This window comes from Pseudomonas sp. MS01C9 (assembly GCF_058202755.1).
This window is the reverse complement of sequence record NZ_CM177073.1, coordinates 5,538,128-5,563,742: the sequence shown is the minus strand read 5'-3', so window position 1 is coordinate 5,563,742 and position 25,615 is coordinate 5,538,128. Positions and strand designations below refer to the sequence as shown.

General features: G+C 55.5%; 16 protein-coding genes and 1 pseudogene. 10 read left to right on the top strand and 7 right to left on the bottom strand.

Annotated elements, in window-relative coordinates; genetic code table 11:
- Window positions 1-726 precede the first annotated feature (726 nt).
- Window positions 727-1,644 carry a hypothetical protein gene (locus AC1M7R_RS25015; RefSeq protein ID WP_490610039.1) on the bottom strand — a complete coding sequence of 306 codons (918 nt, stop codon included), beginning with the start codon at window positions 1,642-1,644 and terminating at the stop codon, window positions 727-729.
- Between the two features lie 270 nt (window positions 1,645-1,914).
- On the opposite strand from AC1M7R_RS25015, the gene AC1M7R_RS25010 reads away from it, so the two are divergent.
- The 6 genes from AC1M7R_RS25010 (at window position 1,915) to AC1M7R_RS24985 (ending at window position 9,837) form a co-directional block, all read left to right on the top strand.
- Window positions 1,915-4,545 (top strand): UvrD-helicase domain-containing protein, encoded by a 2,631-nt coding sequence (locus AC1M7R_RS25010; protein ID WP_236295283.1) that lies wholly within the window; start codon window positions 1,915-1,917, stop codon window positions 4,543-4,545.
- 35 nt (window positions 4,546-4,580) lie between these two features.
- Window positions 4,581-4,790 carry a hypothetical protein gene (locus tag AC1M7R_RS25005; RefSeq protein WP_236295284.1) on the top strand — a complete coding sequence of 70 codons (210 nt, stop codon included), beginning with the start codon at window positions 4,581-4,583 and terminating at the stop codon, window positions 4,788-4,790.
- Window positions 4,791-4,895: 105 nt separating this feature from the next.
- Window positions 4,896-5,408 carry a hypothetical protein gene (locus tag AC1M7R_RS25000; RefSeq protein WP_236295285.1) on the top strand — a complete coding sequence of 171 codons (513 nt, stop codon included), beginning with the start codon at window positions 4,896-4,898 and terminating at the stop codon, window positions 5,406-5,408.
- A 336-nt stretch (window positions 5,409-5,744) separates the two neighbouring features.
- Window positions 5,745-6,659 carry a toll/interleukin-1 receptor domain-containing protein gene (locus AC1M7R_RS24995; RefSeq protein WP_490610038.1) on the top strand — a complete coding sequence of 305 codons (915 nt, stop codon included), beginning with the start codon at window positions 5,745-5,747 and terminating at the stop codon, window positions 6,657-6,659.
- Between the two features lie 659 nt (window positions 6,660-7,318).
- Window positions 7,319-7,939, top strand: a complete 621-nt coding sequence (locus tag AC1M7R_RS24990; protein ID WP_490610037.1) for a hypothetical protein — start codon at window positions 7,319-7,321, stop codon at window positions 7,937-7,939.
- Entirely contained in the window at window positions 7,939-9,837 is a 1,899-nt protein-coding gene (locus AC1M7R_RS24985) for a caspase family protein (protein WP_490610036.1), read from the top strand. The genes AC1M7R_RS24990 and AC1M7R_RS24985 overlap by 1 nt, the downstream gene beginning before the upstream one ends.
- A 174-nt stretch (window positions 9,838-10,011) precedes the next feature.
- Here AC1M7R_RS24985 and AC1M7R_RS24980 read toward each other — a convergent pair.
- The 3 genes and pseudogenes from AC1M7R_RS24980 to AC1M7R_RS24970 all read right to left on the bottom strand — a co-directional run.
- Window positions 10,012-10,602: pseudogene (locus AC1M7R_RS24980) on the bottom strand (transposase); the annotation flags it as partial.
- A gap of 420 nt (window positions 10,603-11,022) precedes the next feature.
- Window positions 11,023-12,330 (bottom strand): tyrosine-type recombinase/integrase, encoded by a 1,308-nt coding sequence (locus tag AC1M7R_RS24975; protein WP_236295288.1) that lies wholly within the window; start codon window positions 12,328-12,330, stop codon window positions 11,023-11,025.
- 1,844 nt (window positions 12,331-14,174) lie between these two features.
- A complete protein-coding gene (locus AC1M7R_RS24970) occupies window positions 14,175-15,059 on the bottom strand; it encodes a pirin family protein (protein WP_072431239.1) in 885 nt (294 codons plus the stop codon).
- 136 nt (window positions 15,060-15,195) lie between these two features.
- On the opposite strand from AC1M7R_RS24970, the gene AC1M7R_RS24965 reads away from it, so the two are divergent.
- On the top strand, window positions 15,196-16,095 hold the full coding sequence (locus tag AC1M7R_RS24965; protein ID WP_490610035.1) for a LysR family transcriptional regulator: 900 nt from the start codon (window positions 15,196-15,198) through the stop codon (window positions 16,093-16,095).
- Between the two features lie 11 nt (window positions 16,096-16,106).
- On the opposite strand, the gene AC1M7R_RS24960 is transcribed toward AC1M7R_RS24965, so the two are convergent.
- A complete protein-coding gene (locus tag AC1M7R_RS24960) occupies window positions 16,107-17,039 on the bottom strand; it encodes a LysR substrate-binding domain-containing protein (protein WP_490610034.1) in 933 nt (310 codons plus the stop codon).
- A gap of 453 nt (window positions 17,040-17,492) precedes the next feature.
- Between AC1M7R_RS24960 and AC1M7R_RS24955 the strand changes: the two genes are divergently transcribed.
- The gene (locus AC1M7R_RS24955; protein WP_123596174.1) at window positions 17,493-18,413 is read left to right on the top strand and encodes an MBL fold metallo-hydrolase; all 921 of its coding nucleotides are present in this window, start codon (window positions 17,493-17,495) and stop codon (window positions 18,411-18,413) included.
- A 54-nt stretch (window positions 18,414-18,467) separates the two neighbouring features.
- Here the strand turns inward: AC1M7R_RS24955 and AC1M7R_RS24950 are convergent, their stop codons facing one another.
- Complete coding sequence (locus AC1M7R_RS24950) at window positions 18,468-19,256, bottom strand: EAL domain-containing protein (RefSeq protein WP_490610033.1); 789 nt, start codon at window positions 19,254-19,256, stop codon at window positions 18,468-18,470.
- A 173-nt stretch (window positions 19,257-19,429) separates the two neighbouring features.
- Here AC1M7R_RS24950 and AC1M7R_RS24945 point away from each other — a divergent pair, with 173 nt between their 5' ends.
- Together AC1M7R_RS24945 and AC1M7R_RS24940 are read left to right on the top strand one after the other, a co-directional pair.
- Window positions 19,430-19,891 carry a YqaA family protein gene (locus tag AC1M7R_RS24945; RefSeq protein WP_123596233.1) on the top strand — a complete coding sequence of 154 codons (462 nt, stop codon included), beginning with the start codon at window positions 19,430-19,432 and terminating at the stop codon, window positions 19,889-19,891.
- Window positions 19,892-20,221: 330 nt separating this feature from the next.
- Window positions 20,222-24,409 carry a DUF5801 repeats-in-toxin domain-containing protein gene (locus tag AC1M7R_RS24940; RefSeq protein WP_490610032.1) on the top strand — a complete coding sequence of 1,396 codons (4,188 nt, stop codon included), beginning with the start codon at window positions 20,222-20,224 and terminating at the stop codon, window positions 24,407-24,409.
- Window positions 24,410-24,470: 61 nt separating this feature from the next.
- On the opposite strand, the gene AC1M7R_RS24935 is transcribed toward AC1M7R_RS24940, so the two are convergent.
- A complete protein-coding gene (locus tag AC1M7R_RS24935; protein ID WP_072391894.1) occupies window positions 24,471-25,190 on the bottom strand; it encodes a response regulator transcription factor in 720 nt (239 codons plus the stop codon).
- Window positions 25,191-25,615: the final 425 nt, after the last annotated feature.

Here is a 25,615-nt window from a genome sequence, read left to right as displayed (position 1 = left end):
ACTTGGACTTTCCACGGATCAGCATTTTCGGCCGAATCGCCATCGAGAAACACCCTCAAAAAATAGAGGCAAAATGCCAGCTTTCTTGGGCTGCCACAAGATGCTGATCTTAACCAGGAAGGCGAATGCGTCGGCTGACGGTCTCACCACCAGCTCAGCAGCAACGTGATGAAGCCATTCGTTTTGGCTACCGTTCGTCAGGTGTATTCGGCTTTAATAGCCATAAATTGACTTGTTAAAATAAAAAAAGCTTCAAGAGTTAAGATCCTCGCTAGCGTTAACCGTAATCTCTTGATTTTTCTAAGCTTGGGCCATTGTTGTGTATATAGCCTCGGCTCAAAATGTGTATTGTGCAATATCATTATATCGTAGAAGCTTGTTTTATAGTTTAATTTTGATCGTCGCTCCTCCCGCCTGAAGGCCTTGAGCGCTCCTTGCATGGCTGCGTTTTGCGGTTAAGCTGCGAGCAGAGTAAATCATTTCGTAGGGCGTTACATGGTGCCCTGGGAGGCGGCGTGCCAAAGAATAAATTAATTAGGATGCTCGCGGTTGCAATATTTTTTCTGCTGATTAGTCTATGGTCGCATTCGGCTTATTGAGTCTTGGTTTGACAGCGTTCGCTTTAAGCCTAAGAGGACGATGCTTTTTTGAGTAATGGATGATGGACGCACGTATCGAAGGTCTGTGTGCTCAAAGCGTATGCAGTGCTGATAGGGGAAGTCAGGTTTATTCTTGATTTTCTCTATGTTTGAGCAGATTGTTGTTGTATAGATGCTTAAGAGATAATTCGGCTAGTATCTGTGCATAGCTCATCATGAGACTCAGCAGGTCGCTCAGATTAAAAGTTGAAAATATGCCGTATGTTGGGTCGGTGTGGCCGAGAAGGAAAACGTGCGTTTCCTCGCTGCTTTTCAACTTGCTGAAAAATTTATTGGCTTTTAGTGATAGTGCTGGTTTGTCTCTATCATTGATGCCGCAATCTCTAAAGATGCGTTCAATTACCTTCTCTTTATTTTTGACTACGCCTGAGTTATGTACGATTAAGTGACGCAGTTTCGATATTAAGCAGAGGTCAAAACCAACATGGTAGTCAAGTTTGTTTTTGGTTTCAATTTTTCTTAGTTCGTCGAATTTATTTCGGAAGCATGCGAGGATGCTGTTTGGTTTGCTTTTCTTGATGGCTACTTGGCTTAAGAACCAATCAAAGTCTTTCGTGGGTAAATCAGAGCGATGAGTGTTTTTGTAGTCTGAAACAGGCCAGAAATCGTAGTCGACGTAGCCCATTCCAGCGTAAAGGTTCTCAAGAAAATCTTCGAACCCCTCGTAAGCTTCTGCCAATACCCACTGGTAGTGTCGGTTTTTATGGATGTGAGCTGACCTAATCTGATCGTCTAAAAATAAGCGCTTTGCGCCATAAGTCTTGGCGTGGCCTGTTCTTAAATCATGATAGATCATGTGATGGACAGAGCGAGGGATATCCTCCATTCCCAGTTCTTTTTCACGTTCCTTCTCTTCCTTCAGCTTCCTGAGTTCACTGTCAAAACGGGAACTGATTGCGCTCCTCAGTGCGCTAGCCTCGGTCATCCTATTTCTTAGTGCATCCAGGGCGTCCAAGATTTTTTGTGCTTTCTCAGGCTCTTTCATAGTGCATCCTTGTTGGCTTTCACGCCGTTCGTTTGAATGCTCCCAGTCTGCTAACGGTGACATAAGTATTCGTAACAACGGGTAGAGGGAGGTCGATACACACCGCGTGCTTCGCGGGATAGGGCATTTTACGAGAAGCAGTGAGAGAAACGTCCACTCTGGTGGTAGGCTTCTCGTGGCCTGAGCCTCGAATGAGGCACCGCATTTGAGCCTATAACCACCCTTCATCTGGTGGATGGGCTTTGTCGCACAGAATGGAGATTTGTTGTAGTGGATGCCCCAAAGCCTGACGCATCAGCGGATGAGACCGTTGAGCCATTGTTTTCTAAAAGTCTGCTGCATCGCCTGGTCAACCGGCTACTTGATGCCGCAGGAGTGCAGCAGGCATCTGCTTGGAGAGCAGGTCGTGTCGTGGGGCGAGAGGACGGATATCAGTCAGGATTGAAAGTAGGTCAGGCAGCGGGTGTCGCTTTAGGAAACAAGATAGGGCATGCACGTGGTCTTGGTGCAGGGCGCGCTACTGGACATGAGGAGGGTAGAGCCCTTGGCTTTGAGGAAGGGCAGATAGCAGGGTTTAAAGCTGGCCACCAAAAGGGATTTGACGAAGGCAAGCTGGTGGTTGAGGTTCAGGCTGGCCCCGAACCCACGACTGGTGCTCCAGGTATCCGGGAAGACCAGCTCTTTAAAGATTGGCGCTTTCCAATCACGGAGGAGTTGGAGGCACAAATCAGAGCTGACGTTGCTGATCGATTGCCTAAGCAGCCGCCTTCAGCCGATCAGTGGAAGATGATTTTGTCGAGGACGCCTACCACATCAGTGGTTGCCGGTGCGGGGAGTGGCAAGTCCACGACCATGGTGTTGCGACTTCTTGTGTTAAGGCACTACTTAGGAATCGATTTTTCGAACCTCACCGTTGTCACCTTTACGGTTGAGTCTAAGAAGGATTTCGCTAAGAAAGTCCGAGAGGTTTTTAAGCATTGGCGCTATGAGATCTCGCATGATGAATCGCTGAAGATCGTACGTACTTTCCACTCACGGATTTTGTCTTTCGCTCGATGCCTGCCAGACATGAGTCAAGTGCAGCCTTTCGAGTTCCTGGAAAAGGACGGTACGACGAAAGAAAAAGGCTCCATGTTTCAGGTGAAGGTGGGCGAGCCCCAACTGGAGTTGATGAACGAATGCTACATGCGTCTCTACGACAAGAATCCAGCGTTCAAAACGCTCATCGGTAAGCTGTATCGTCACGCACTGGCGATGGAGAAGGTTAATGCAGATAGCCCTGACGCACTGAAGGCGCAAAGGCAGGCGCGCGATTTGGCTAAGGCTGACGAAGACATATGCGACACCCTAGAGCAACTGTGGCGCGCTGCCGGTAAGTGGCCGATCGAAGGCATCGAGTCTTCGCGCAGAGTGGTTCAGCTTCTCGGCCACGACTTCCAAGTCAACGGCTACATTCCTGAGCTGGATGCCTTTGTCATCTTGGGGGTGGATAAGTCGGAACCAAGTGATTTGAAGGCAAAGGAGGGGCGCTTTCCCTACCTCACCGCGGACGTCAAAAACAAGCGAATCCTCTTTCAGGCGCATTGCTCTCGACCAGTCATCTACCTAAAAAGCTATGTCGAATCGGCCAGTCCGATAGAGGCAATCCGCAGCTTGGTAAACACCTGCCCAAAATTCACCTATAAGCTTGAAGGTGACATTGCTCCTCAGTACATCACCGAGGCGTTCTACAGCGCCGCATCGTACATGGAGAATCTTGGCCTGGATGTTTTTGAGGCCATCCTGGCCATGCGCCTACGCAAAGACGATGCAGATCGTGACTTCTTCCATGCCCTTGCGATCTACTGGAACGACTTCACACGGATGCTGTTCAACATGACTCCGCCGGTGATGACCTTCAACACAATGTTCTCCATCTTCAGCGAACGCAAGCCCCATAACCTTCGGGCACTGACACCAGATGTGCTGCGACCGATGACTACTTTGCTGGTCGACGAGTTCCAGGATGTCGGCGCTAATACCATCTCCTGGATACGTGCGACGTTTGCTGAAATCGAGCGACGGAATTTGAGGGTTCCCACCAACGGTTCGCCGGCGTACGCCTCGCTCATGGCCGTCGGCGATGACTGGCAGAGCGTCTATGGTTGGCGTGGTAGTTCTCCGCACTACCTTATCGACTTTGACAACGTCTTCGAATCACCAGAACCCAACCGGGTGCTTATGCAGGATAACCACCGGTCTCACCAAATGGTGATTGATGCCGCAGAAGAAATCGTAAAGCGCACGCCAGGTGGTATACCTGGTAAGCGGGGAGCTGCGAAAAACCAAGCTGTGGCAGAGCATCAGGTACCAGTCGAGGTGCGCGAGATGGATTGGAATCAGATCGCAGCCGATGTTGAGCGACACTACGATGCAGGTGATTCGATCCTCGTCCTGACACGCTCAAACTCCTTGAAGGAAGAGGCGCGCGACGCGCTGGAGGATCTTCGTGAGCGAGCCAGGCTGGAACGGCGCTCTGACCAGATCAAGTTCCTTACCTACCATTCTGCAAAGGGACTGCAAGCCAAAGCTGTTTTCCTACTTGGTGATTGCGACCTCAAAACGTCCTCTCCGTCCAAGAATGACCTTTATGCTCAGGCTGGCCTCAATCGCCCGGGTGATCCTTGCGGATACGACACTTCCCAAGGCGAGGAAGCCTTGCGTACAGCATATGTAGCGATTACCCGAGCGATTACCTATTGCTACTGGTACCTGGATGATGGGGCTAAGCCAGCGATCGAGCGGGCCAGCCGGCACATCGATTCGGCTCAGCCGTACTGGAATCGTGTGAACGCTCCTGTTCCGGTCGCTGCCAGCAAGCCCAAAAGGCGAGCTAAGCAGCCTGGCAGTCGGGTTCAATGAGTACCTCCGAGTGATGGCGAATCTGGAGCAAGCAATTGGACGAGCATCTCATTCGATTTCTAAAAGGCGACGATCCGTTGATGCTGGAGGCGATTGACGCGCTCAAACGTTATCACGAGGCTGTGGATGCTTCAGCCCCTGAGGAAGAGGTAGTGCATCTGAATAACGAAGCGGAAGCGCTCTTTCAGGCAGTGTCCGATTACCTACTCCGCGCGACCGGAGGTCAGGCAGGGACGTTGCACTGAGCGTACCAGTCGAGATAGGCATGGTTATTTGGGTGAGGGCGAAAGTAATCGTTTTGCGTGTTGGTAAAGACCTCGAATAAATGGAAGCTTCCAAGAGGGGAAATCATGGAAAAACATCAGCATCTTGTCGACCTGGCGCTTGGTGGGGAATTGCCCAAGCTTGCGATCGAGTTTTTCATCGTGTTCTCCAGATTCGAGTTTGCTCTCAAGCGGTCTGCGTACTATGCAGCGCAAGGCGGCAACGCGAAGGTAAACGCCAATTGGGACGCTTTCGCAAATGATCTCGGAACTGGCTTTTTTGATGAGGTAATCGCTAAGGGTTTAGCTCCAGAGCTAGTCCACAGACCGCCCAAGCTACAAGTGATACTTCCAGATGGAGGTGGGCTAGGGTGGCGGGACACCGCCGCAGTGACCAACTCTGTGGAGCTTTTTCTCGCAATTCGCCGTGCCCGCAACAACCTGGTGCATGGAGCTAAGTACCGCGACCAAGCCACGGGGCAGGTAGATCTCATTGAGGGATCTGAGCGTGATGAGAGGCTGCTGGATCAAGCGTTGGCAGTGCTTGGCCTAGCGCTCGAACGAAATGCAGAAATCCTGCGTTTTTTCCAGCCGTACTGAGCTGTAATAGCATGCAAGGCGTAAAGCTATGGTCTTAGGTATACACTATCGAGTGTTCGAGAGGGTGGGAAAATTGGAGTTTTCAGAGCTGCAGAGCTGGTGTTACGCGGCACGAGTGGCTGACTACCGGCGCTGCCCCTGGTCACTTTCACGTCGGCCGTCGAAATATGTGCAGCCTCACTTGGTATTTTAGGCTCGTAAAGCTGGCGCGCGACGGTGGGAAGCCTTTAGATAAGAACGAAGGGGCATAAGGTAGTATGTAATAGCTGGTGATGAAGTGCGGTATGTTATTTTTTGGGGACTTCGCGCTACATTGCGCATAATAGAAGTGAAGAGATGAGTGCTGATTTATTTATTTCTTACGCATGGACGTCTACAGCCCATCGAGAGTGGGTTCGCTTGCTAGCTAGTCAGCTCCATTTAATGGGCTATGATGTGAAGCTTGATGAAAATGTCAATTATGGTTCAAATCTGCATGGTTTCATGCAGCAGGTCACCGAAGCGGCTCACGTCTTGCTAGTTGTCGACGAAAACTACGTCGATAGAGCTGACAACATGCCAGAGTCCGGAGTCGGTATTGAATCAAAGTGGATGAGTGGTGTTTTTAAGGATAAGCCAGAGTCATGGCTGTCAATCTTGTACATTCAAAATCCCAAGCTTCTCCGGCCTAAATGGTTTGGTGATCATAATCCAAAGGGTTTTGATTTCAACTGCAATATTGAAAATAAGCAGTTCCCGGGGTCGCTACAGCTTGAGGAACTCTGGCGATGGGTTGAGGGGCTTTCGCCTAATAAAGCCAATGCTATCCCGTTGTCGGTGCTACGTAATCGCTGCGCTCGGCTTGAGCGTATAGATGCTGGTCGCGATCCCGCGAATTATGTGAGTCCGGCGATTAGTGGGCAAGTGACCTTTGCCTACAAAGACCATCCTTACTACACAATTGGTTATGGGGAGTATGAGTTTAAAGTGTCATTTGCCGCACGCTCACTTGACAGTGTTTACGTCTACACAGATGGAGATCTCAAAGCGCTCGGTTTGATTGTTGACCCTGGTTTTGATCCGGCCATTGTTGCATCATTCCTAACGCTGGGGCGTGCTGTTGAGCCCGTTGTGGGGCAAAAAGTAGTACTGCTGAATCCATATGGTCTTATGTGTGTCATCACAATCAATGGGTTAGATCGCGAGATAAATGAGAAAAAATACATTCCAGGACGAGTTATTTTTTATTATGAAATTCTGCTAAATGAATAACTGTCCTGCTGGTAAATGACGCCTGTCAATTACTGACTCCGAAGGGGGCTGTCTTTTTGGTGGCAGCCCTGATCTTTCATAACTGCACTTACAGGTAGGTACGAATTGCTAGGCGGCAGCATCCCTCCATTATCGTATAGCATATTTAGGGCATGCTGGTAGTGCAGCTTAGTGCTGAATCGGTAGTTTAGAGGGAAGCATCCTTTGTGATTATATATCGTTGTGAAGAGAGCTCAGCTTATCCGACACTTTTCTTTCATCGCTCGCCGTCTGAGCTTCTCCGCAATCTCGAATATATTGTCTGCAGGGTCAGGCTTGGTAGGCACATAGCCGTTCTTGGCCAGCTCTTGAAACGCTTTCTCCACCGCCCGTTCTTTCGGGTTCCGCTCGATGAATGTACTCATAGCCGCATTGCCACCAAGGTGATTGGATCGACATGCAGCATGACATGCAGAGCCAGTTTAGTCACAGGGGCGCGGTGAAATGTTGCCGGGTGCGGCATCGACAGATGCCATACAATGGCCATCGCTTTCTTTCCAAATCCGGGGAGCCTCTGCAGGCACCGTGTTGGCAATCGCACAGGTCGAGGGGCATAAGCAAGGGCGACGTTCAGTGCGCTCAGGCCGGCCAAGCCGAGCTTGACCAATGAGGAGTGACATATGAGGGATAAAGCCCATCCTTTCCCATTTTATACGGAGGCGAAGCTCGTCATGGAAGCATTCATGAAAGCTACAGGGGAAAGGCTCGATCAAGCGCGCAGACAAGTGGGTGGAGGTGATAACGTCCAGCGCTTCAGCCATGGAGGATCTTGGCAGTCACACCACAGCTATGCCCCTGACCGTGTCGATCAGATGCAGACCATTGAGCACGAAACAAGATTGCGCGTAGAGGACATCATGGAAGGCCAACTCCAGGTCATTGAGCGGACTGCCGAGGAAATTTCCAGCAGCATGGCGGACAGCTATGCCAAAGCGTTTTATCAAATGCTTTCTGATACGTGCGAAGAGAGCGGCAACGTCATTGATGGCTCGGCTGGGAGCTTGGGCGAGCAGATGCTTAAGGCTATCGAGCAAGTCGAATACTCGGTGGATCGGGACGGTCAAGTATCGCTTCCTGAGTTTCGGATGCACCCCGACCTAGCCAAGCACCTTCATTCTGATCCTTCGCTCCGAGATCCGGTACTGCTGGCGAAAGCTGAGGAAATCAAGGCGCTCAAAACCGCCGAGGCATTGGCAGGGGAAGCGGCGCGGAAATCCAAGTTTCGATGCAGGGAGCAGTGATGGCCAAGGTATTGCTGTGTATCGGTTGCGACGACTATCAGTCTCTCAAAAAGCTGACTGGGGCCGAGCGTGACGCGATTTCTATCCATACCGCACTTTGCATTGGGCCACTGAGCAGTATCCAGCCAGTCGACACCTATCTGCTTAAATCTCCGGCCCGGCATGATCTGGATGCCACGCTGCTGCAGATTCAAGATCGGTACGATGAGATCGAAAGTTTCACGCTTTTCTTTGCCGGCCATGGCGGAGAAGCGAATGACAGTTACTTCCTGTGCCTGAGCGATACCCGGGGCGATCGGCTTTCGACCACTGGCTTCGCTCTTAGTCGCTTGTTCGAGTATTTCAACGAGCTCAAAGCTGCTCACTGTAACGTCATCATCGACGCCTGCAACGCTGGCGGTATGGTTTCTAACTTGGGCATTTTGCTCAAGCCTGAAGTGGTAGGTAAGGCAAAGACGTTCGGCGTCTCATTCTTTGTGTCCTCTGCTGCAGATCAATATGCCAGCGAGACCAACCGCGGTGGTTATGGAACCCTCGCACTGCTGAAGGTTTTAGACGGGGAGATCGACACGGGATCGCGAGCCGGGATGCTCGATCTGGTGGATATGGGGAGGCCTGCTGCGCAGTACGTGGCAGAACAAACCCAAGGGAGGCAAATGCCATCGGTGTGGGGCGTGAATCTCTACGGCCACATGCCGCTCTTTAGCAATCCGCATGCTGCCGACAATCCAGCATCCTCATTGCTGGGCCTCACTGGGATTTTACCCACCTCTTTGGCTGGGCAAGCCATCAGCAGTCATTCCGCCGAGCTCTACACGCTCATGTTCGCCCCGGAGAATGAGCTCACTCCGGACAAGCTTTTCCCTGTTTTAGCCAGGTTCGTTGATCGGCTGGCCGAGATACCCAACTCGACCGGGGTGTTCATAGGCGGGATCTGGCAATCCTTGGAGAAAAGCACAGGGCGTCATGCTAATAGCTTCTCAAGGTTGGAATTGAGCGCGACATGCATAGCTTTGCTCCTTCAGTCTTCTCAGAAGGACACCACCGCTCGAGATTGCATTGAAGGGCTTGCCCACGAGATTGTCAGGGATGTTGAGCACCTCCTTTGCGCGATCGTCCAGGGACTTCGTGAGAATCCTGGCTCGTTATGCCGTCATGGCATTCCTGATCTGTTCTACCTTCCTAAGCGGATATCGCGGATTTTAGGTTGGGCCGGCGCAGCAGTGCACCTGGCCCGGGAGCTAGGCATCAGAGATGCCGCACTCCGAGAGGTCTTGGAGCAACTGAGCGTCTTGCTGATCGAGCACTATGCAAGCACCTGTGCTGGTATGAGCGAAGACGAAGCACCGTACTGGTCAGCTTTCCTCACAGCCATCAAAGCCGATGACCTCAATAGCCTCGGTGAATTGGTCGTAAGCACGTTGATCAATGCGCTTGTTGAGCACGATGGGCGACTCGCTCGACCATTGCTGCCGGCAGAGGATGTGTACGCGTATCTCAAGGCGCGCGCAGACAAGGATTCTGTTGCTCTGAGCACTTTGAGCAACTCGCCCTCAGAAACTCTGGCCCTTGTCCTGCTCATCAGTCGGCGTCACTCGCTCGAGGAGGAACTGGATTTCAACCTTGCGAGTCTTGACCACGCACACCTCAACATTTTCATCCCGCAAAGCTACCTGGACTTCAGCCAGTCTTTCGTTCCTAACGGGATAAACCATGTGTTTCAGATCGGCCAAAAGGTGTGGACAGTCGCGGATGTCGTCCAACGTTGGGAGGCCGTGTGCAAACCCCAGATGGATAGTGACCCGTCGCTTCGAGATCCAGCAACGCGGATCGGCGCTATCTGCGCATCACTGCTTTTTCCGAATCGAGTGCCTTGGTTTTTACTCATCGAGCAGTGATCACAGGTTGCTGGCAGATCTTCACGCGTGTCGAGCGCTGTGTCGCCGCGGCTCAGTCGCCCCAGCTAGCTATTCACTGAAGATGACCAAGGCAAGCGCTTACCCAGCTCACCAATGCCTCGCGGCAGTCGACTTTGAGATTCCAAGCATCCTAGAGGTCTCCGCTTTCGAGTGACCAAGCTGTTTGCTGATCAAACCCTGCTCCTTCATCAATCTTCTGACTTTGAAGCGCCCGACCTCGACGCCTTCATCCCGTAGCATGGCCACGAGACTGCGGCTACCGGCTGAGCTACGGCTTTGGCTGAACAGCTCGTTGACACGGCTGCGCAGGCTCACTCGGCGCACATCGACACGACGACGCCGGGCCAGATGGGCGTAGTAACAAGATCGGGGCAGCTCGAACACCGAACACAACAGTTGAACAGGGTAGTGTTTTTGCCAACTGCCGAATCGACCTCAGCGTCTGCGCCCGTGTTCCTCGGCCATCAAGAGCGCAGTGGCCTCCTTTAGGATTTTCTTCTCAAGCTCCACCGGTTGATGCGGGCCTGAAGCTCTTGGATCGTCTGCTGCTCCGGTGTGAGCGCCTTGGCAGTGGGCGTAACGCCTCCACGCTCGAGTTGCAACTGGGCGACCCAGCGGCGCAATTAGCTCTCACCCACGTCGAGGGATCTGGCTGCCTCGGGGCAACTGTAACCCTGGTCAAGCACCAGGCTGGCAGCCTCACGCTTGAAGGTGGGGGATGAATGTACGTCGTTGTCTGCTCATCGAACACCTCTGTATGGCGTTCATTGTGAGACGGGAGTGACTGGATACGCTGTTAAAACTAAGGTTTAACTTAGTTTTTGCGGATCTTAGGACGGTTGTCTTGAGTATCTAAGCTACAGCTTAGTTTTTCCTGGCTGTGTAAAAGCTTTGATGCTGGTGCGGTAAGGGTGAGCGTGAGCGTGAGCGTGAGGGCAGGGTGCCGGGTGCTCGCGTGGCTGACCAAGTGCTGCATATGCATACAGATGACGTTTCCCACTGGCCCAAGCAATGCATCGCGTAATTGGCTGCGTTCATCTGATTGAGAATGAATATGAGTACGTAGCCTGGCACAGCTAGGGGCACCGTAGGATGCCTACGCTGCCCTGTGAGTATTGTGATTGCCCTATCAGTATGGTGACGCAAGAGCAGGGCAGCGCAGCATCAGCCTCTGTCTCGCGTTCCTAAGTGCTTGACCGACCGCGCTCGCTCTTGATCATGTGAGTGGTAGTAGGTGTTCTGGGTAGTAGCCAGGTTGGAATGCCTCAGGTCGTATTGGAGATCCTTCGCGTTTCTGAACGGCGCATCAAAGGTCGCCGAAGTATGACGTAGCCAGTGCGATGATGCTACGCGCAGGCTGTCCATTTCATAAGGCTCACGTCCTTCTTCACGCATTCTGACGAGCGCTTGGTCAAAAACGGTTTGGAGGAGGGCGCGCACCTGTCGATCCGAGAGGCCTGGACGACCGCTCAGCGTTTTCAGGAGTGGAGTTTTTTCCTGATAGGTAGGCAATGGACTCAGTCCAATGAAAGTACGGTACCTTGTGAGATACTTCGTTACATACTCATCGCGCACTGCGATTTTTCCGGACTTGTTGCCCTTACCCACAACATGGAACCACCAGTTTCCATCAGCATCTAGACGAAAGTCCCCCATGGTGGGCTGCCAGTTGGTGCGCCCTACGATGTCCGATATGCGCAAGTACATGCTGAACATCGTAACGAGCACAAATAGGGTGCGTTCATGTTTCCTTGGATTAGCAGCGGCCATGGATTCTGCAGTATCAATTACATAATCCCATTGCAAAGGGGTTAACGCCCGAGAAGTGCTGGATTCTAGCTGAGATGAACTGTACTGCCCCTTTTTAGTAACCTTGCGAAACGGATTCGAACTAGCTATTTCTTCTTCCACTAGATATTCATAAAAGCCGTTTGCAATCTTAAACACATTGCTCATGCTACCGGTTGATGAGTGATAGTCGGTCGGCGAATTGCCCCCAACACCTTCACTTGGGCTGCGATTTTGTTTCGGGACGCGCAGTGTGAAAGGTTTCCATTTGGAGTTGGCCGCTAATTCCAGATCCGATGGATGATCAGCACTACTTAAAGCATTTTCTGAAATGAACCGATTACGAATGACTGGCCCAACCCAAGCGGCTGGCGGGTGCTTGCAAAACTCAAGATACGCTTCGGCATCAAGCCGTTTCAACTCGTGCACAGGCTTCTGGCGAACGATCAGCGCCCAGAGAAATAGCCGCTCAACGTGGCCTCGGTACGTGCTGTATGTGAGCGCGTTGTCGGCATAACACCTCAGATAGCACCTTATGGCCAGGAACCCTGGGATGGCTTTGAGCTCGGGAGCAAAGCCTTCCAGGAATCGCGCTACGCTGGCGATCGATGGCCGGCCTACAGTGAAATCTTGATCAACGAAATCACTATGAGATTCAAATACGGGCCGGGGATTGCAGGTCATCTTACATACCGTAAAAGACCGGTCGACATCCAGCAATTGAAACTTCCTAATCTGGCTGTTTTAGGAAGTTTCCACCTCCTGCACCGCCCGCTTCAATCACTCATCTCAATCGACTGGCCATAGTTAATGGGAGTTGCCGGATGGTAGCGCCAAGTTTGGCCGGCCGCAACCTCGGTAAATTTTTCGCCCATCCACTCCATCCGTCAGTGACTATCAAGCTTGCTTGACATATGACAGGAAACGCACTAAGCAATGTTCGGAGTTGCGGATCTGCTTGGCTGCGTAATATATGAACAATTTGCATCTGGCAGCGTTAGGCATGGGTAATGCCTTGTCGCTCACATAAATGTAGGTTTATAAGAATATTGTTATTTTCGCTTCAGCCACCACCTTCGAGTGCGGGGCCTAAGGAGCTATGCGAATTTCCTTTATATTGTTTGTAGGATGAGAAAGCCTCTTTAAGGCTCTTTAGTCACTGACGTGAAGTGACAATATAAGTATAAATACGCCTCCTCACTCCAATGTCCATTTGGCTCCCGAAAGTGTCCACATTTAAAGCTTACTCATACGAAAGTGTCCGTATTATTGTCGTGCAGGTCGATTTCGGAAAGTGTCGGCATTGACTGCATATAACACCGAGGGCAGCAGAAGTGGGGATTCCGCCTGGTGGTTGCTCAGGGCGGGCTTTGGAAAGTGTCCGCATTATCGTCGCGTTCGCAGGAAAACGGCTCGGAGCGTCGTTCGTGGATGAGCTGTGCGAAAGCTTTGCTACTAGGGGGTTTCCAGGGAGCTGAATTCCAGGATCGACATCGAGAGGTCTCCTGTGAGGCCCGAAGCGCGTGGCTTGGAGCGTTTGTCTGCTTGGTGCTGCGGGGCTTTAGGGGCCACAGGGTGCGTGTATTTCAGATGAGAACTGTGGCTCGTTGAGCGTTGAAAATACGGAAAGTGTCCTGATTATGGGGTTCGCCGTGTGCGCAGGAAGGTGTCCGCATTAGGTGCAAAACCCCTGGAGGCGTTGGATTTACTCGCTTACAGGGGTGGTTCTGAAAATTCCGCAGATTACCCGAGTGTCCTGATAGCGCAGAAAACCGGAGCAACGGTTCAAACGCGCGTTTTTTGACGAGACCCAATGGATTCAAGGGTTTGCGGAAGGCGCTCAGAGGCAGAAGTGTCCGCATTTCTGAGGTTTGCTGGCATTCGTAAGCAATCCCAAGAAGCTGGAGGCCTTGTGGGCCGGGGGTTGCGGGGGGTTAAGGGGTAGGAGTGTCCGTGATTCGCAACGGTTACATTACGGTAATGGCGGCAAAGTTCGGTTTTCAGGTACAGGTGACAGCTAGTGATAAACAGGAAAACACACACTGTTTAACATAATATACATTATGCGTAACTATTTGTTTTAGAGCCGGACCGCAACACCCGGTTTGAAACCCATCCCGTGATCAACCTCTGTAGCGTTTGTCTGGACCTCGGAAACATAACCCAGGAACCCAGGAACCCAGGAACCCAGGAAGAGTTTCCTGGAAACCGCGCTCCTTGTGACAAGCGATCACGCTGACCAGTGTCCACCGTTACGGATAACGGTCTCTGGTGAACACATCACGGTAACGCTCGAACGAATCTTCCGCTGCCCAGTGCCGCCGTTCTACAGATCTGCAGGCGCGGTATGAAGCCACTTCAACAGGTCGTGACCGTCAAGCTGTACTTGCGACTTGCCGATTGACTGAAGATGCTGGTGCGCCGCTCTGGGTGCATCAACGTCAGGATCTACCTTGGATGCTGAGATCGGGCACGGACATGAAACTCTTCAGCTGGATCTCCATACCGATCATTGAGCGACGCTTCTTTTACTTGAAGATCGGCACCGAGCCCGACCGGTTCCGAAGCTGTTCCTGCTCCCGCAGCCTAAGACCGATTTCGGCGATTTTCTGCTCGCCGGCGCGCAATGCCTCGGGGCTGGTGTGGACCGAGTAGTAACCGAGATGAAGATCGAACGGGTGCGCAATGGCTGAGCCAATGACAAACACCGCATCGCCCTCTCCCGCCGTGATGCGTATCGAAGCGCTGCCTGGCTCGAACACCACCATCTCTCCCGCTTCGACAACATCCGGCGATGTCAGTTGTCCACGGGCGACGCTCAGCCACAAGGCGTCATGGCCTGCTGGTGGGGTGTATTCCCAGCTGGTGCCTTCTGAAAGAGTAACCAGCAGGTAGTTGATACCCTCGGGGGCCCGAACCGGACTTCGGACCCCCGCATAGTGGCCGAGAATGACCCGGGCTGGGCCCGCTTCAGGCATCGCAGCGGCCTCCAGGTATTGGCTGTCGACGGCCGCGTTCTCCAGGTCTGGAGGTAACGCGATCCATAGCTGAAAGCCCTGGACGCGTTCAGAAGTGCCGGCGCTCATCTCTTTGCCATGCCAGACACCGCCGCCGGCTCGCATCCATTCGACGCCGCCATAGGCGATTTCGCCGCTGCCGGACTCAGGATCATCAAAGTGCAGATTGCCTTCGGTGATGACCGTGACCGTGGCGATTCCTGAATGAGGGTGCATGGCCATCTGGCCGAGAAACGACCTGTCGCCTTCGAACAAGTCGAGGAATACGAAGGGTTTGATCAACTGGCCCAAGTCCGACGGGCTCATGAGCCGGACAATCGGCCCATGCTTGTGCCCCCGGGTGCGGTGAGTGATCCGACGGGAAACCATTGCATTGCCAAGCGCTGAAATACCCATGACAACTCCTCGAAGAATGATCGGTCCGCCCGTACAAAGCCTGGCGGCGGCGTATGTGCAGTGATCATAAGGAATCGGCATTAAGCTGATTAGAGCCTACAATTGCTTTTCACTCGGCCATTTTTGGAGTAATCGAATGTTCGATCTGAACGACGTGGCCATTTTTATCCAGGTCGTCGAATCCGGAAGTTTCGCCGGCGGCGCACGGCGCATGGGCGTTCCGCCCAACACGTTGAGCCGGCGGATCAAGCAGTTGGAGGACACGATGGGCGTGCGGCTGTTACACCGTTCGACCCGCAAACTGGCACTGACTGATGCGGGCCGGGCGTTGTTCGAACAAAGTGCCTCCCAGATCGGAGAGCTGCTGGAAGTGATCCGACGCTTTGCCGACCGCAGCCAGGAACCCGCGGGACGGGTGCGTGTGGCCGTGACGGCAGATTTCTTCGACGTGTTCCGCATGGAGTTCGTTGCCGGTTTCCTGGCTCAATATCCCAGGATCCAGCTGGATTTCCTGCTGAGTGACCATCGTGTCGACCTGATTGCCGAAGGCATCGACCTGGCGTTCAGATCGGGAATGCTGCCTGATTCCAGCCTGGTCGCACGCAAGATATTCATTGGTAGCCGCATGCTTGCCGCCAGCGCAGGTTATCTGGAGCAGCATGGATCGCCTTCGCATGTTTCCGAACTGAACCAGCACCTGTGCATTTTCCCTTCCAGCCCCTCAGGTCAAGCCACGTGGCGCTTTTCCGGGCCGGGCGGCGCCGCGGACATCGTGGTGACCGGGCGAGTCTGCGCAAACACCGCTCAGGCGCAATTGAAGGCGGCGGTCGCGGGCCTGGGCATCTGTTTCTTGCCGGGGCCCATCCTGCATGCCAGCTTGAGGAAAGGAGCGCTCGTCGAAGTGCTTCCCGAGTTTCGCCAACAAGACATCGACCTGTACGTGGTCTATCCGAGTCGACGCCAGATTCCGTTGGCGGTAAGCACGTTTGCCGATCAGGCCGTCACTCATTTGCTCGAAGAAACGGCCTTCCAATAGCGGCTGGATGATCAGGCCACGGCCAAGGACAAGCAATACTCGGGCTGCCGCTCAAGATGTCGGGCGAAGCAGGAGCGTAGCCAGCGTTCTCGAGGATCGGCATGGCTGGTGCCCCGCCATGCCATGGCCAGATCGGGACTTGAAAGCTGCAGCGGCGGGTATTCAGCGCGCAGTCCATGGATCCGGGCCATCGCCTGAGCCGCGTAGTCGGGTACGACCGCAAGCATGTCGCTATCGACCAGCAGCGCGGGCAAGGCGCTGAACTGCGGGACTGCCAGCACGACACGGCGCCGACGGCCATGGCAAGCCAGGGCACGGTCCACATGATCGGTTACCTTTCCCAGGGCAGATACTGTCACATGGGGGCGCCGGCAGAACTCATCGAGGCTCATGGGACCTGCCGAGTCGGCGCATAGCAGCATCGGCTGCACCGGGCGCAGACTCCGGCAGTGAGCCCGGGCCGGTAGTTCCTGGGCTTGGCCGACACCCAGGGAAATGTCCCCGGCAATCAGCAACTGCGGCAATTGCCACGAATCCACCCGGCGTACCACCAGGGTAATGTTGGGGGCCTCAGCTCGAAGATGCTGCATCAACTGAGGCAGCAGTGCGTACTCCACTTCGTCACTCAGCCCGACGTGAAAAGTCTCCTCGCTGGTGCGCGGATCGAAGGTCTGCGCGCAGCTCAGGGCCAGGGCAACACTCTCCAGCGCGGGCCCCAGATGGACATGAATTTCCTCGGCCCGCGCGGTGGGCTCCATCAGCCGTCCGGTCCGGATGAACAACGGGTCATCGAACATTGTCCGGAGCCGGTTCAGCGCGCTGCTGACAGTGGCCTGGCCGAGGAAAAGACGCTCTCCTGTCCGGGTGACATTGCGTTCGCGCATCATGGTTTCGAAGATCACCAATAAGTTGATATCGGCATGTCGCAGGTCATATCTGTTCATCTTATCCGCCGCCTGAGGAAGTTGATGTTCAACAGCCCTTATTTCGTCCCTCTATCGATGGGACTTTCGAGACGACCTGAGTATTTCAAGCGAGTACCTGCCAGTCACTTGTACATGGGTTCAACGGGGTCGTCCGTTGGGTATCCAGAATAATACTTGTGTATTGCCTCGCTCGTTTCCAGCCGAGGGCTCGGGCTCCGTCTGAGCCGAAGCAGTTCGGCGCCTGACACTTCTGCGGACGATACTTTCGTATGGTTCTGTCCAACGCATGAGTGATCGCCCTACACCCATGTAGAACTGTGCCTGGAAGTTTTCCTATCTAGCATTCACTCACGGCAGCCCACTGCAACTCCATAACGCATATCGCGGTTAACGGTGAGCAGCCTGTCGTGCCGAAATGCTCTAAAGGATCAATAGCCCTATCCCTCTAGATGAACTAACAGGAGAACGACCATGAGCACTTACCTGAACAGTTTCGCCCCCGACAGTGCCTTGCCGACTCAGGAGTTGGTGCCCTCGCGCTATGCCCTGCGCCTGGGTGAGATCGATGTGCTGGTGGTCAGCGATGGCGTGCTGCCGCTGCCGACCGAAACCATGTCCACCAATGCCGATCCGAGCGAGCGTGAAGCCTGGTTCAAAGAAATGTACCTGGGGCCGGACATGTTCGATTGGGCGCTGAACGTGCTGGTTGTGCGTAGCGGCGAACAACTCATCCTGGTCGATGCCGGCCTGGGCAACCAGTTCCCCGGTTTTCCCCGCGCGGGACAGTTTCCCAAACGCTTGAAGGATGCCGGCATCGAGCTGTCTGCCATCACCGATATCGTGATCACCCATATGCACATGGACCATATCGGTGGGCTGCTGGTCGATACGGTGAAGCAAGGCTTGAGCCCGAATGTGCGTATTCATGTCACGGCCACGGAAGTCGATTTCTGGAAGATTCCCGACTTCAGCCTGACCGAAATGCCTCAACCGGTGCCGGACGTCCTGCGCCGGACTGCCAACCAGTTCATTGCGCACTATCAGGATCGCCTGCAGACCTTCGAAGACGAGCACGAAATAGCCCCGGGCGTGGTCGCGAAACTCACCGGCGGACACACGCCAGGCCATTGCATCGTCTATGTGAATTCCGGCGGCGAACGCCTGACCTTTGCCGGCGACGCCCTATTCCCGGTGGCTTTCGATCATCCTGAATGGCACAACGGTTTCGAGCACGATCCGCAGGAGTCGGTCCACGTGCGTGTACGTCTGTTGCGAGAGGCTGCGGCAAGCAAAGAGCTGTTCGTTGCGACTCACCTGCCCTTCCCCTCGGTTGGCCGTGTGGCGCTGGACGGCACTGCATTCCGTTGGATTGCAGCCTACTGGGACTACTGAGAATCGATAGGTAGCTGACATTTGATCCTGTCGAACTGGCTCCCACTCACCTTTTCAATCGAAGACGCAGGTGGGAAGCCGCCCTACTTCAGGCCGCGCATACAGGTAGCCTTGCATCAGCTCGACCCCCAGGTTCAGGAGCTCGGCACTTTCTCCACGGGTCTCGATACCTTCGGCTATCACGGTGATCCCCAAGCGTTTCGCCACCAGGATGATGCCCTCGACGATGGCTTGCTTGACCGGGTCCTGATCGATGGTGCGGGTCAACGCCATGTCGATCTTCATGACGTTGGGCTGGAACATGGCCAACAGATTGAGACCTGAATAGCCGGAACCGAAATCGTCGATCGCCGTGGTGAAACCCTGGCGTTCGTATTCCGTGAAGATGGACCTGAGGTGTTCCGGGTCGTCCACCCTTTCGCCTTCGGTCACTTCGAACATGAGCCGTTCGGGCGGGAAACTGGCCTGGCGGGCGGCTTCCAGCGTAGCGCGTATACAAGTCTCGGCCCGATACACCGCATTGGGCAGGAAGTTGATGCTCAACAGGCAGTCGGGAATATCGAGGATACCCAGCCTGGCCGCTTCCTCGATGGCCTTGACCCGGCACGCCTGGTCGAACCGATAGCGGTTACCGTCATTGACCAATCCCAGGATATGTCCCGCCGATTCGCCATTGATGCCCCTCACCAGGGCCTCATAGGCAAACGTGGTGCCTGTGCGGACATTGAAGATAGGCTGGAAAGCCATGGTGAAATCAAACCCGAGCGCCACGTGGTCGCGGCATTCAGCACAACCGATGGATTTGAAGGGTCGAGAGGAAAATTGCTCGGTCATGATCATCATCCGTCGCGGTCACGGGACGTCCCTGCAGTTGCAAAGAACACTAGCCAACGCTTAGTGAATCGGCAAAGACCGGGTATTCTGAAATTTTGATCAGGATATGTGCCCAGTGTTCCAGCAATCGTGCCCATCCCCCTCCAACAGCGTCCATGGCAGGATCGGGCTCAATGCCTGAGCTGATGACGATATCCGGTTACTTCGGGCTGTTCTTCGCCGCCATGGGAGCCGCCACGCTGTTGCCCATGCAGTCGGAAGCGGTACTGGTCGGGTTGCTGTTGACCGGTCAATACGCGACCTGGGCACTGCTGGTGGTGGCCATCACCGGCAACGTGTTCGGTTCGGTGCTCAATTGGCTGTTGGGCCGCTCTATCGAGCATTACCGGCATAAACGCTGGTTCCCGGTCAGCGAAGCCAGGCTGGAGAAAGCCCAGCGTGCCTATCAGCGCTACGGGCGCTGGTCGCTGTTGCTCAGCTGGGTACCGATCATCGGTGATCCAATTACCATGATTGCTGGAGTCCTGCGCGAACCTTTCTGGAGCTTCGTATTGATCGTTACGCTGGCCAAGGCCAGCCGCTATCTTCTGCTCGCTGCGTTGACGCTTGGCTGGCTCGGGGTGGGTTACTCGATAAGTGTCTGACTCGGCTGCACAAAAATACGGGTTGAGGGGTGGCCAGGGCAGGCGTTTCATGTCGCTGCGCAAGGGCGCAATCCATAACGGCTCATCGGTATACAACCGCAAATGTATCAATGTGAGATGAGGCTAGCGTTTTCAAACCATCGCTGGCCGACCCAGCCGAGACTGATCGCTCCCCTCGGGGTACAGGCGCTTCTCTCCATCTGTCGCTCCCACCACGCGGGTTGTGCGCCTGAATAGTCCGAAACTCCCAGTCGGGCTGGGAGTATCGGTCGATGCGCAATCCGCGGCGCTTTCCCATAGTGACGAGCAATGGTCAACGGTCAGGCCTCGATGACCGCACTAGCTCTGGAGCACATCATGACTATTGGCGAGCAGAAATCCTTGTTCACCCCCACGGCAGCCACCGACCTGGAAGTCGTGGCCACCGGTGCCGACGTTACCCTGGACGAAACGGCCGGCCTGCAGAACGGCACCGCGACACCAGGCACTGCGGGCGATGCCGACGACAACGACATCCTGCTGACGTCCCTGCCCTCTGCCTTTGCCAGTCGCCTGACCGCCCTCGGTGCCGGCACCGCTACGGGCGCAGCGCTGAGTGGCTATACCGGCGCAGCCGGCAATAGCGGCAGCAATGCGTTCACGCTTTCCGCCGACCCTGGTGCGATCATTACCGATATCGGCTTCGTCGACAGTTCCGGGGTACCCCTGGACGGTGTCGACAGCGGTCTGTTCACCCTGGATGGCATCAGCATCCTGCTCTACACGGACACTGACAACAACATCGTCCTCGGCCGCGCCGGAGGCTCGGACGGTGCGATTGTATTTGCCGCCTACATCGAGGAAACCGGCTCGCCTGTCTCTGGTGGCAAGATCTGGACCGTGGAATACGCCGCGTTGAGCCATCCGGACACCACCAACCCCGATGACCCGCTCAGCCTGCAGGACAAAGTCTTCATCGGCGCCAGCCAGGACCTTGAGTTCAGCCTGGCCAATGCACCTTCCGGGCAGAATCTGTTCCTGATGTTCACCGCTGCGAACCCGACGACGGAGGTGGTCGACGGTGTTACCCGTATCACCGAGCCCACCATCATTGCCACCGGGAAGAACCCCGCCGACCAGTCCAGCGGCGTCAACATCACCACCGGCGACACCGTCAATACAAGCCAGGCCGGCGGACCGACCACCTTCGGTACCAACAACCAGATGATCGTGGAACAGGAAGGCATTCGATTTACCTTTGTCACCGGGGCCAGGCAGGATGTGACCATACCCAACCTGGACCAGAACGAAGCGGACCTTGAATCCAACATCGATTTCACCGAGATGTTCGATGCCAAGACCGCGAGCTTTGACGTGGTGCAATTGCAAAGCGGCAAAAGTGCCGTGATCACCGTCAGCGCTTTCGACACTGCTGTCGAAGCGGGCGCGGACTTTATCAACGGCTATGCGGGGGATGACCCCGTTGCGATCACCAACGTGCGCGTCATCAATATCAGTACCGGTCTGGTGACCGCAGATTCGGACGGCTCGGTGACTGATCCAACCCTCCTGATCAGCTTCGTGGATGGCGTTGCGACCATCAGCGGTGTGAAGGCCGGTTATCAGATCGAATACAGCACCACAGCGGATCACAACCGTGTGCTGATCGAAAATGGCGCGGCCGTGGATGCCAAAGGCAATAACCACGCCGATTTCGATATTGGCGGCTTCACCCTGCTCCAGGCCTCTGTCGCCAAGGCCGAGATAGGCTCGCAGATCATTTTCGAAGACGACGGTCCAAGCATCACTACCACCGGCACGGAACCTACGTTGACCGTAGACGAGACGGTGCTGGCGACTGACGCGACCCAGAGCTTCGCCGCCAACTTCACCTCGGCGTTCGGTGCCGATGGCGCTGGCACGAAGGCCTATTCACTGGGAGTGGTCGCCGGTGCCTGCGGATTGACCGACACGGCCACGGGTGAAGCGGTGAACCTGTCGCTCAACGGTACAGTGGTGGAAGGCCGTACCGCCGGCACCAACCTGCTGGTATTCACCGTCAGCGTGGATGCCGATGGCAGCGTTACCCTGGATCAGCTTCGAGCAGTGGTCCATCCGGATGCCACCGATCCGAATGATTCAACGAGCCTGACTTCGGACGAGCTGGTCACACTGACGGCAACCACAATCGACAGGGACGGCGACAGTGTCCAGGCAACGCTGAACATCGGGCAGAACCTGGTATTCAGGGATGATGGTCCCAGCATCAGCACCACCGGTACGGAACCTGCACTGACAGTGGACGAAACGGACCTGACCAGTGACGCGACCCAAGGCTTTGCCGCCAATTTCACCTCTGCTTTCGGGGCTGACGGCGCCGGCATCCTCACCTACGCGCTGGGAGTGGTCGCCGGCGCTTCGGGGCTGACCGACACCGCCACGGGCGAAGCGGTGAACCTGTCGCTCAATGGCACGGTGGTGGAGGGTCGTACGGCCGGCACCAACCTGCTGGTATTCACCGCCAGTGTGGATACCAATGGCAGCGTTACCCTGGATCAGCTTCGTGCAGTGGTTCACCCGGATGCCACCAATCCCGACGATTCGACGAGCCTGGCATCGGACAATCTGGTCACCCTGACGGCAACCGTGACCGACAAGGAAGGCGACACGGCCCAGGCGACCCTGGATATCGGCCATGACCTGGTGTTCAAGGACGACGGCCCCAGCATCAGCACCACCGGTACGGAACCCACCCTGACGGTGGACGAGACCGACCTGACGAGCGACGCGACCGAGGGTTTCGCGGCCAACTTCACCTCAGCGTTCGGCGCCGATGGCGCCGGCACCCTGAGCTATGCGCTGGGCGTGGTCGCCGGCGCCTCGGGGCTGACCGACAGCGCCTCGGGCGAAGCGGTGAACCTATCGCTCAACGGCACGGTGGTGGAAGGTCGTACGGCTGGCACCAACCTGCTGGTCTTTACCGTCAGTGTGGCCAGCAACGGCAACGTTACGCTGGATCAGCTCCGGGCGATCATTCATCCGGATGCAACCAATCCTGATGACTCGACGAGCCTGAGCGCGGATAACCTGGTGACGTTGACCGCGACCAAGACAGACAAGGATGGGGACATGGCCCAGGCGACGCTCAATATCGGGCAGAACCTGATATTCAAGGACGACGGCCCATCGCTCGCCTTCGGCAACCTGATCGGGACCGGCAGCGTACTGCCGCAATACGGTTACTGGGACCGGTCCGCCGGGGCCGATGGACTGGGCGCGGCCGGGTTGGATATTTCCCTGCTCAACGGCCAGTTCACCCTGGTCCGGCCAGACAACACGACCACCACCGGAACCGGGACACTGACGGAACAGGCGCCCTCGCCGGACATCGACGGTGCGTATCATTTTTCCGGCACCCTGACCGGTGACTTCGACAACAACGCCGACACAGCGCACACCAGCGTCGATTACACGCTGACGGCTTATGCCAATGGCAGCTACGCACTCGATCTGGTGCAAGGCTTCAGTTCGACCATCGTGCGCAGCAGCGCCGACGGCTCCCTCGATGCCGGCGGCCCGGACCCCGTGCGCACATTGTTGATCCCGGAAACCAACGACCCGACCATTCCTTCGGCCTCGGAGGAAATCGTGTTCTTCTCCGCGAAGGCGCTTGCCTCCACCACAGACATCCTGGCGGGTATCGGCCTTGGCGCACCCGACCCCACCGAGGCGGCCCTGCAGACCAATCCCCTGCCCTCGTACATCGACCCGACGGCGATGAACGTCAGCACCTCCGGGATCGGCGTGGGCAACAATCTCCTCCAGGGCGATAACCTGGCGGCGATCGGCGCCGCCGATGAAAGCTTCGTCATCAACCCGGAAAGCCTGCTGACCGGCATGAAGATCTTCATCGACAACTCCGTGGCGGGCTATAACACGGCCACCGAAGACCTGTACTTCAGGATCTTCTACGAGGATGGCACTTTCTCCAATCTCACGGAGGTGAACACCCTGACTGCGGAAGCCGGCGGCCAGGTGTCTTTCCTGGTCGAACGTGAAGGCACGGCGATGATCGATGCCGTCCAGCTCACCATGGCCCGGGGCGCGATCAAGATTCCAGTGATCCAGTTCATCCAGGAATCCGAGAGCCTGGCCAGCGACATCCAGCTGACGTTCAACGCAACGTTGACCGACAAGGATGGGGATAGCGCCACCAGCACCTTCGACGCCAACCTGTTCGCCGACGAAGCGGACGACGCCACGTTCGACTACCTGCTGGCAGGCACGGGCGGTGAGCGAGATGCCTTCAACGTCGACCTGACATTCACCGAAAACCTGTACCAGCTCACCGGCTTCGATACCGCAGGCCAGCGAGACAGCCTGGTACTCAACGGTGACCAGGGCGCGGTGGTACAACTGATCGACAACACGGGAGCCGACAGCATCGTGACGGTGGCCGAGTCGGGCGGACAGGTGACTACCATTACCCTGGTGGGCGTCGACCTGCTGAGTACCGACATCGTGCTTGGCAGTGCCTGATAACCGAAGGTGCTTGACCCGATGCGAGGGCGGCCTGGAAGCCACCCTCGCACGATGAGCATCAATCCAGCTCCACCCAGGTTGACTCGGGTGGTGCCTGGTTGCTGGTGAGCCCGTGTTTGAGGGCATACATCAGCAGGTCGATGCGATTGATGAGATTGAGCTTCTGATAGATGTTGCTCAGATGATTGTGCACGGTGTGTTCGCTGATGCCCAAACGCTCGGCGATGCTGATGTATTTGGCGGAAGGATCACCCACGATGGCGAGAATCAGCTCTCTTTCGCGCAGGGTCAGCCGCGCCTGCTTGGCCTGCTCCAGGTTGCACTTCAACGGTATGTGCCCACTGGCGGCATAACCTGAAAGCCCATCGGCCCACGCCCGGTCCATACCGACATCGCGGTGATGAACCTGGATGATGGCCCGGATGATGGATTCCGTCGGATCCTCCGCCAATACAATCCCGCGGGCCCCTGCCTCGATCGCCTGGGCAGCGGGCACCGCCTCGTAAAGTCCCTTGAGCACCAGGACTTTCATTTCGGCGCTGCGAGTGAGCTCCGCGACGACCTCCAGCGGATCCAGGGCGTCCGGAAAGAAGCTGAAGAAGATCACGTTGGGTCGCAATTGATCGGCCAGGTCCAGCGCATTGGTGTAGGTGGAGGCCTGGCCGCTCACTTCCATCTGGGGCTTCCTGGCATTGATCAGATCGTGAAGCCCCATCAGTACCAGGGGACGACAGTCGATCAGCATCACACGAATCGGTTTCTTATGGTCCGACGTCATATTCCTGGCCCCCCTGAAGCACCGACGAGAGCCTCCATCCTTGACACTTGTTGTGAGGGTGGATAATCCATGAAGCCGGATAAACCCACTGAGGCGGAATAAACAGGAATAATTATCAACAGCTTACACATGATAATGTGCTCCCTCGAGCCTGTTTGCTGAGTCTAGGCCAGCTGGCGCCCTGTCAGTCGCAACTGGCAGGGCCGCTGCATCGAGCGCAGATCCGCCGTTTCGCTGCGCATGGCCAGTCAATAAAAAATATCCATTGAAATCATCCAGCTACCTCTTTTTCCTGTGACGATATCGCTGATCTGGAAAAGCGCACTCCGTCAATTAACCGACCAGCGGCGCGAAATTGGAAGTGACAGCCGCAGGCTCGTCAATTTGCCGTCGACGCCGCGCAGCGCGGCACGCTGCTGAACGCC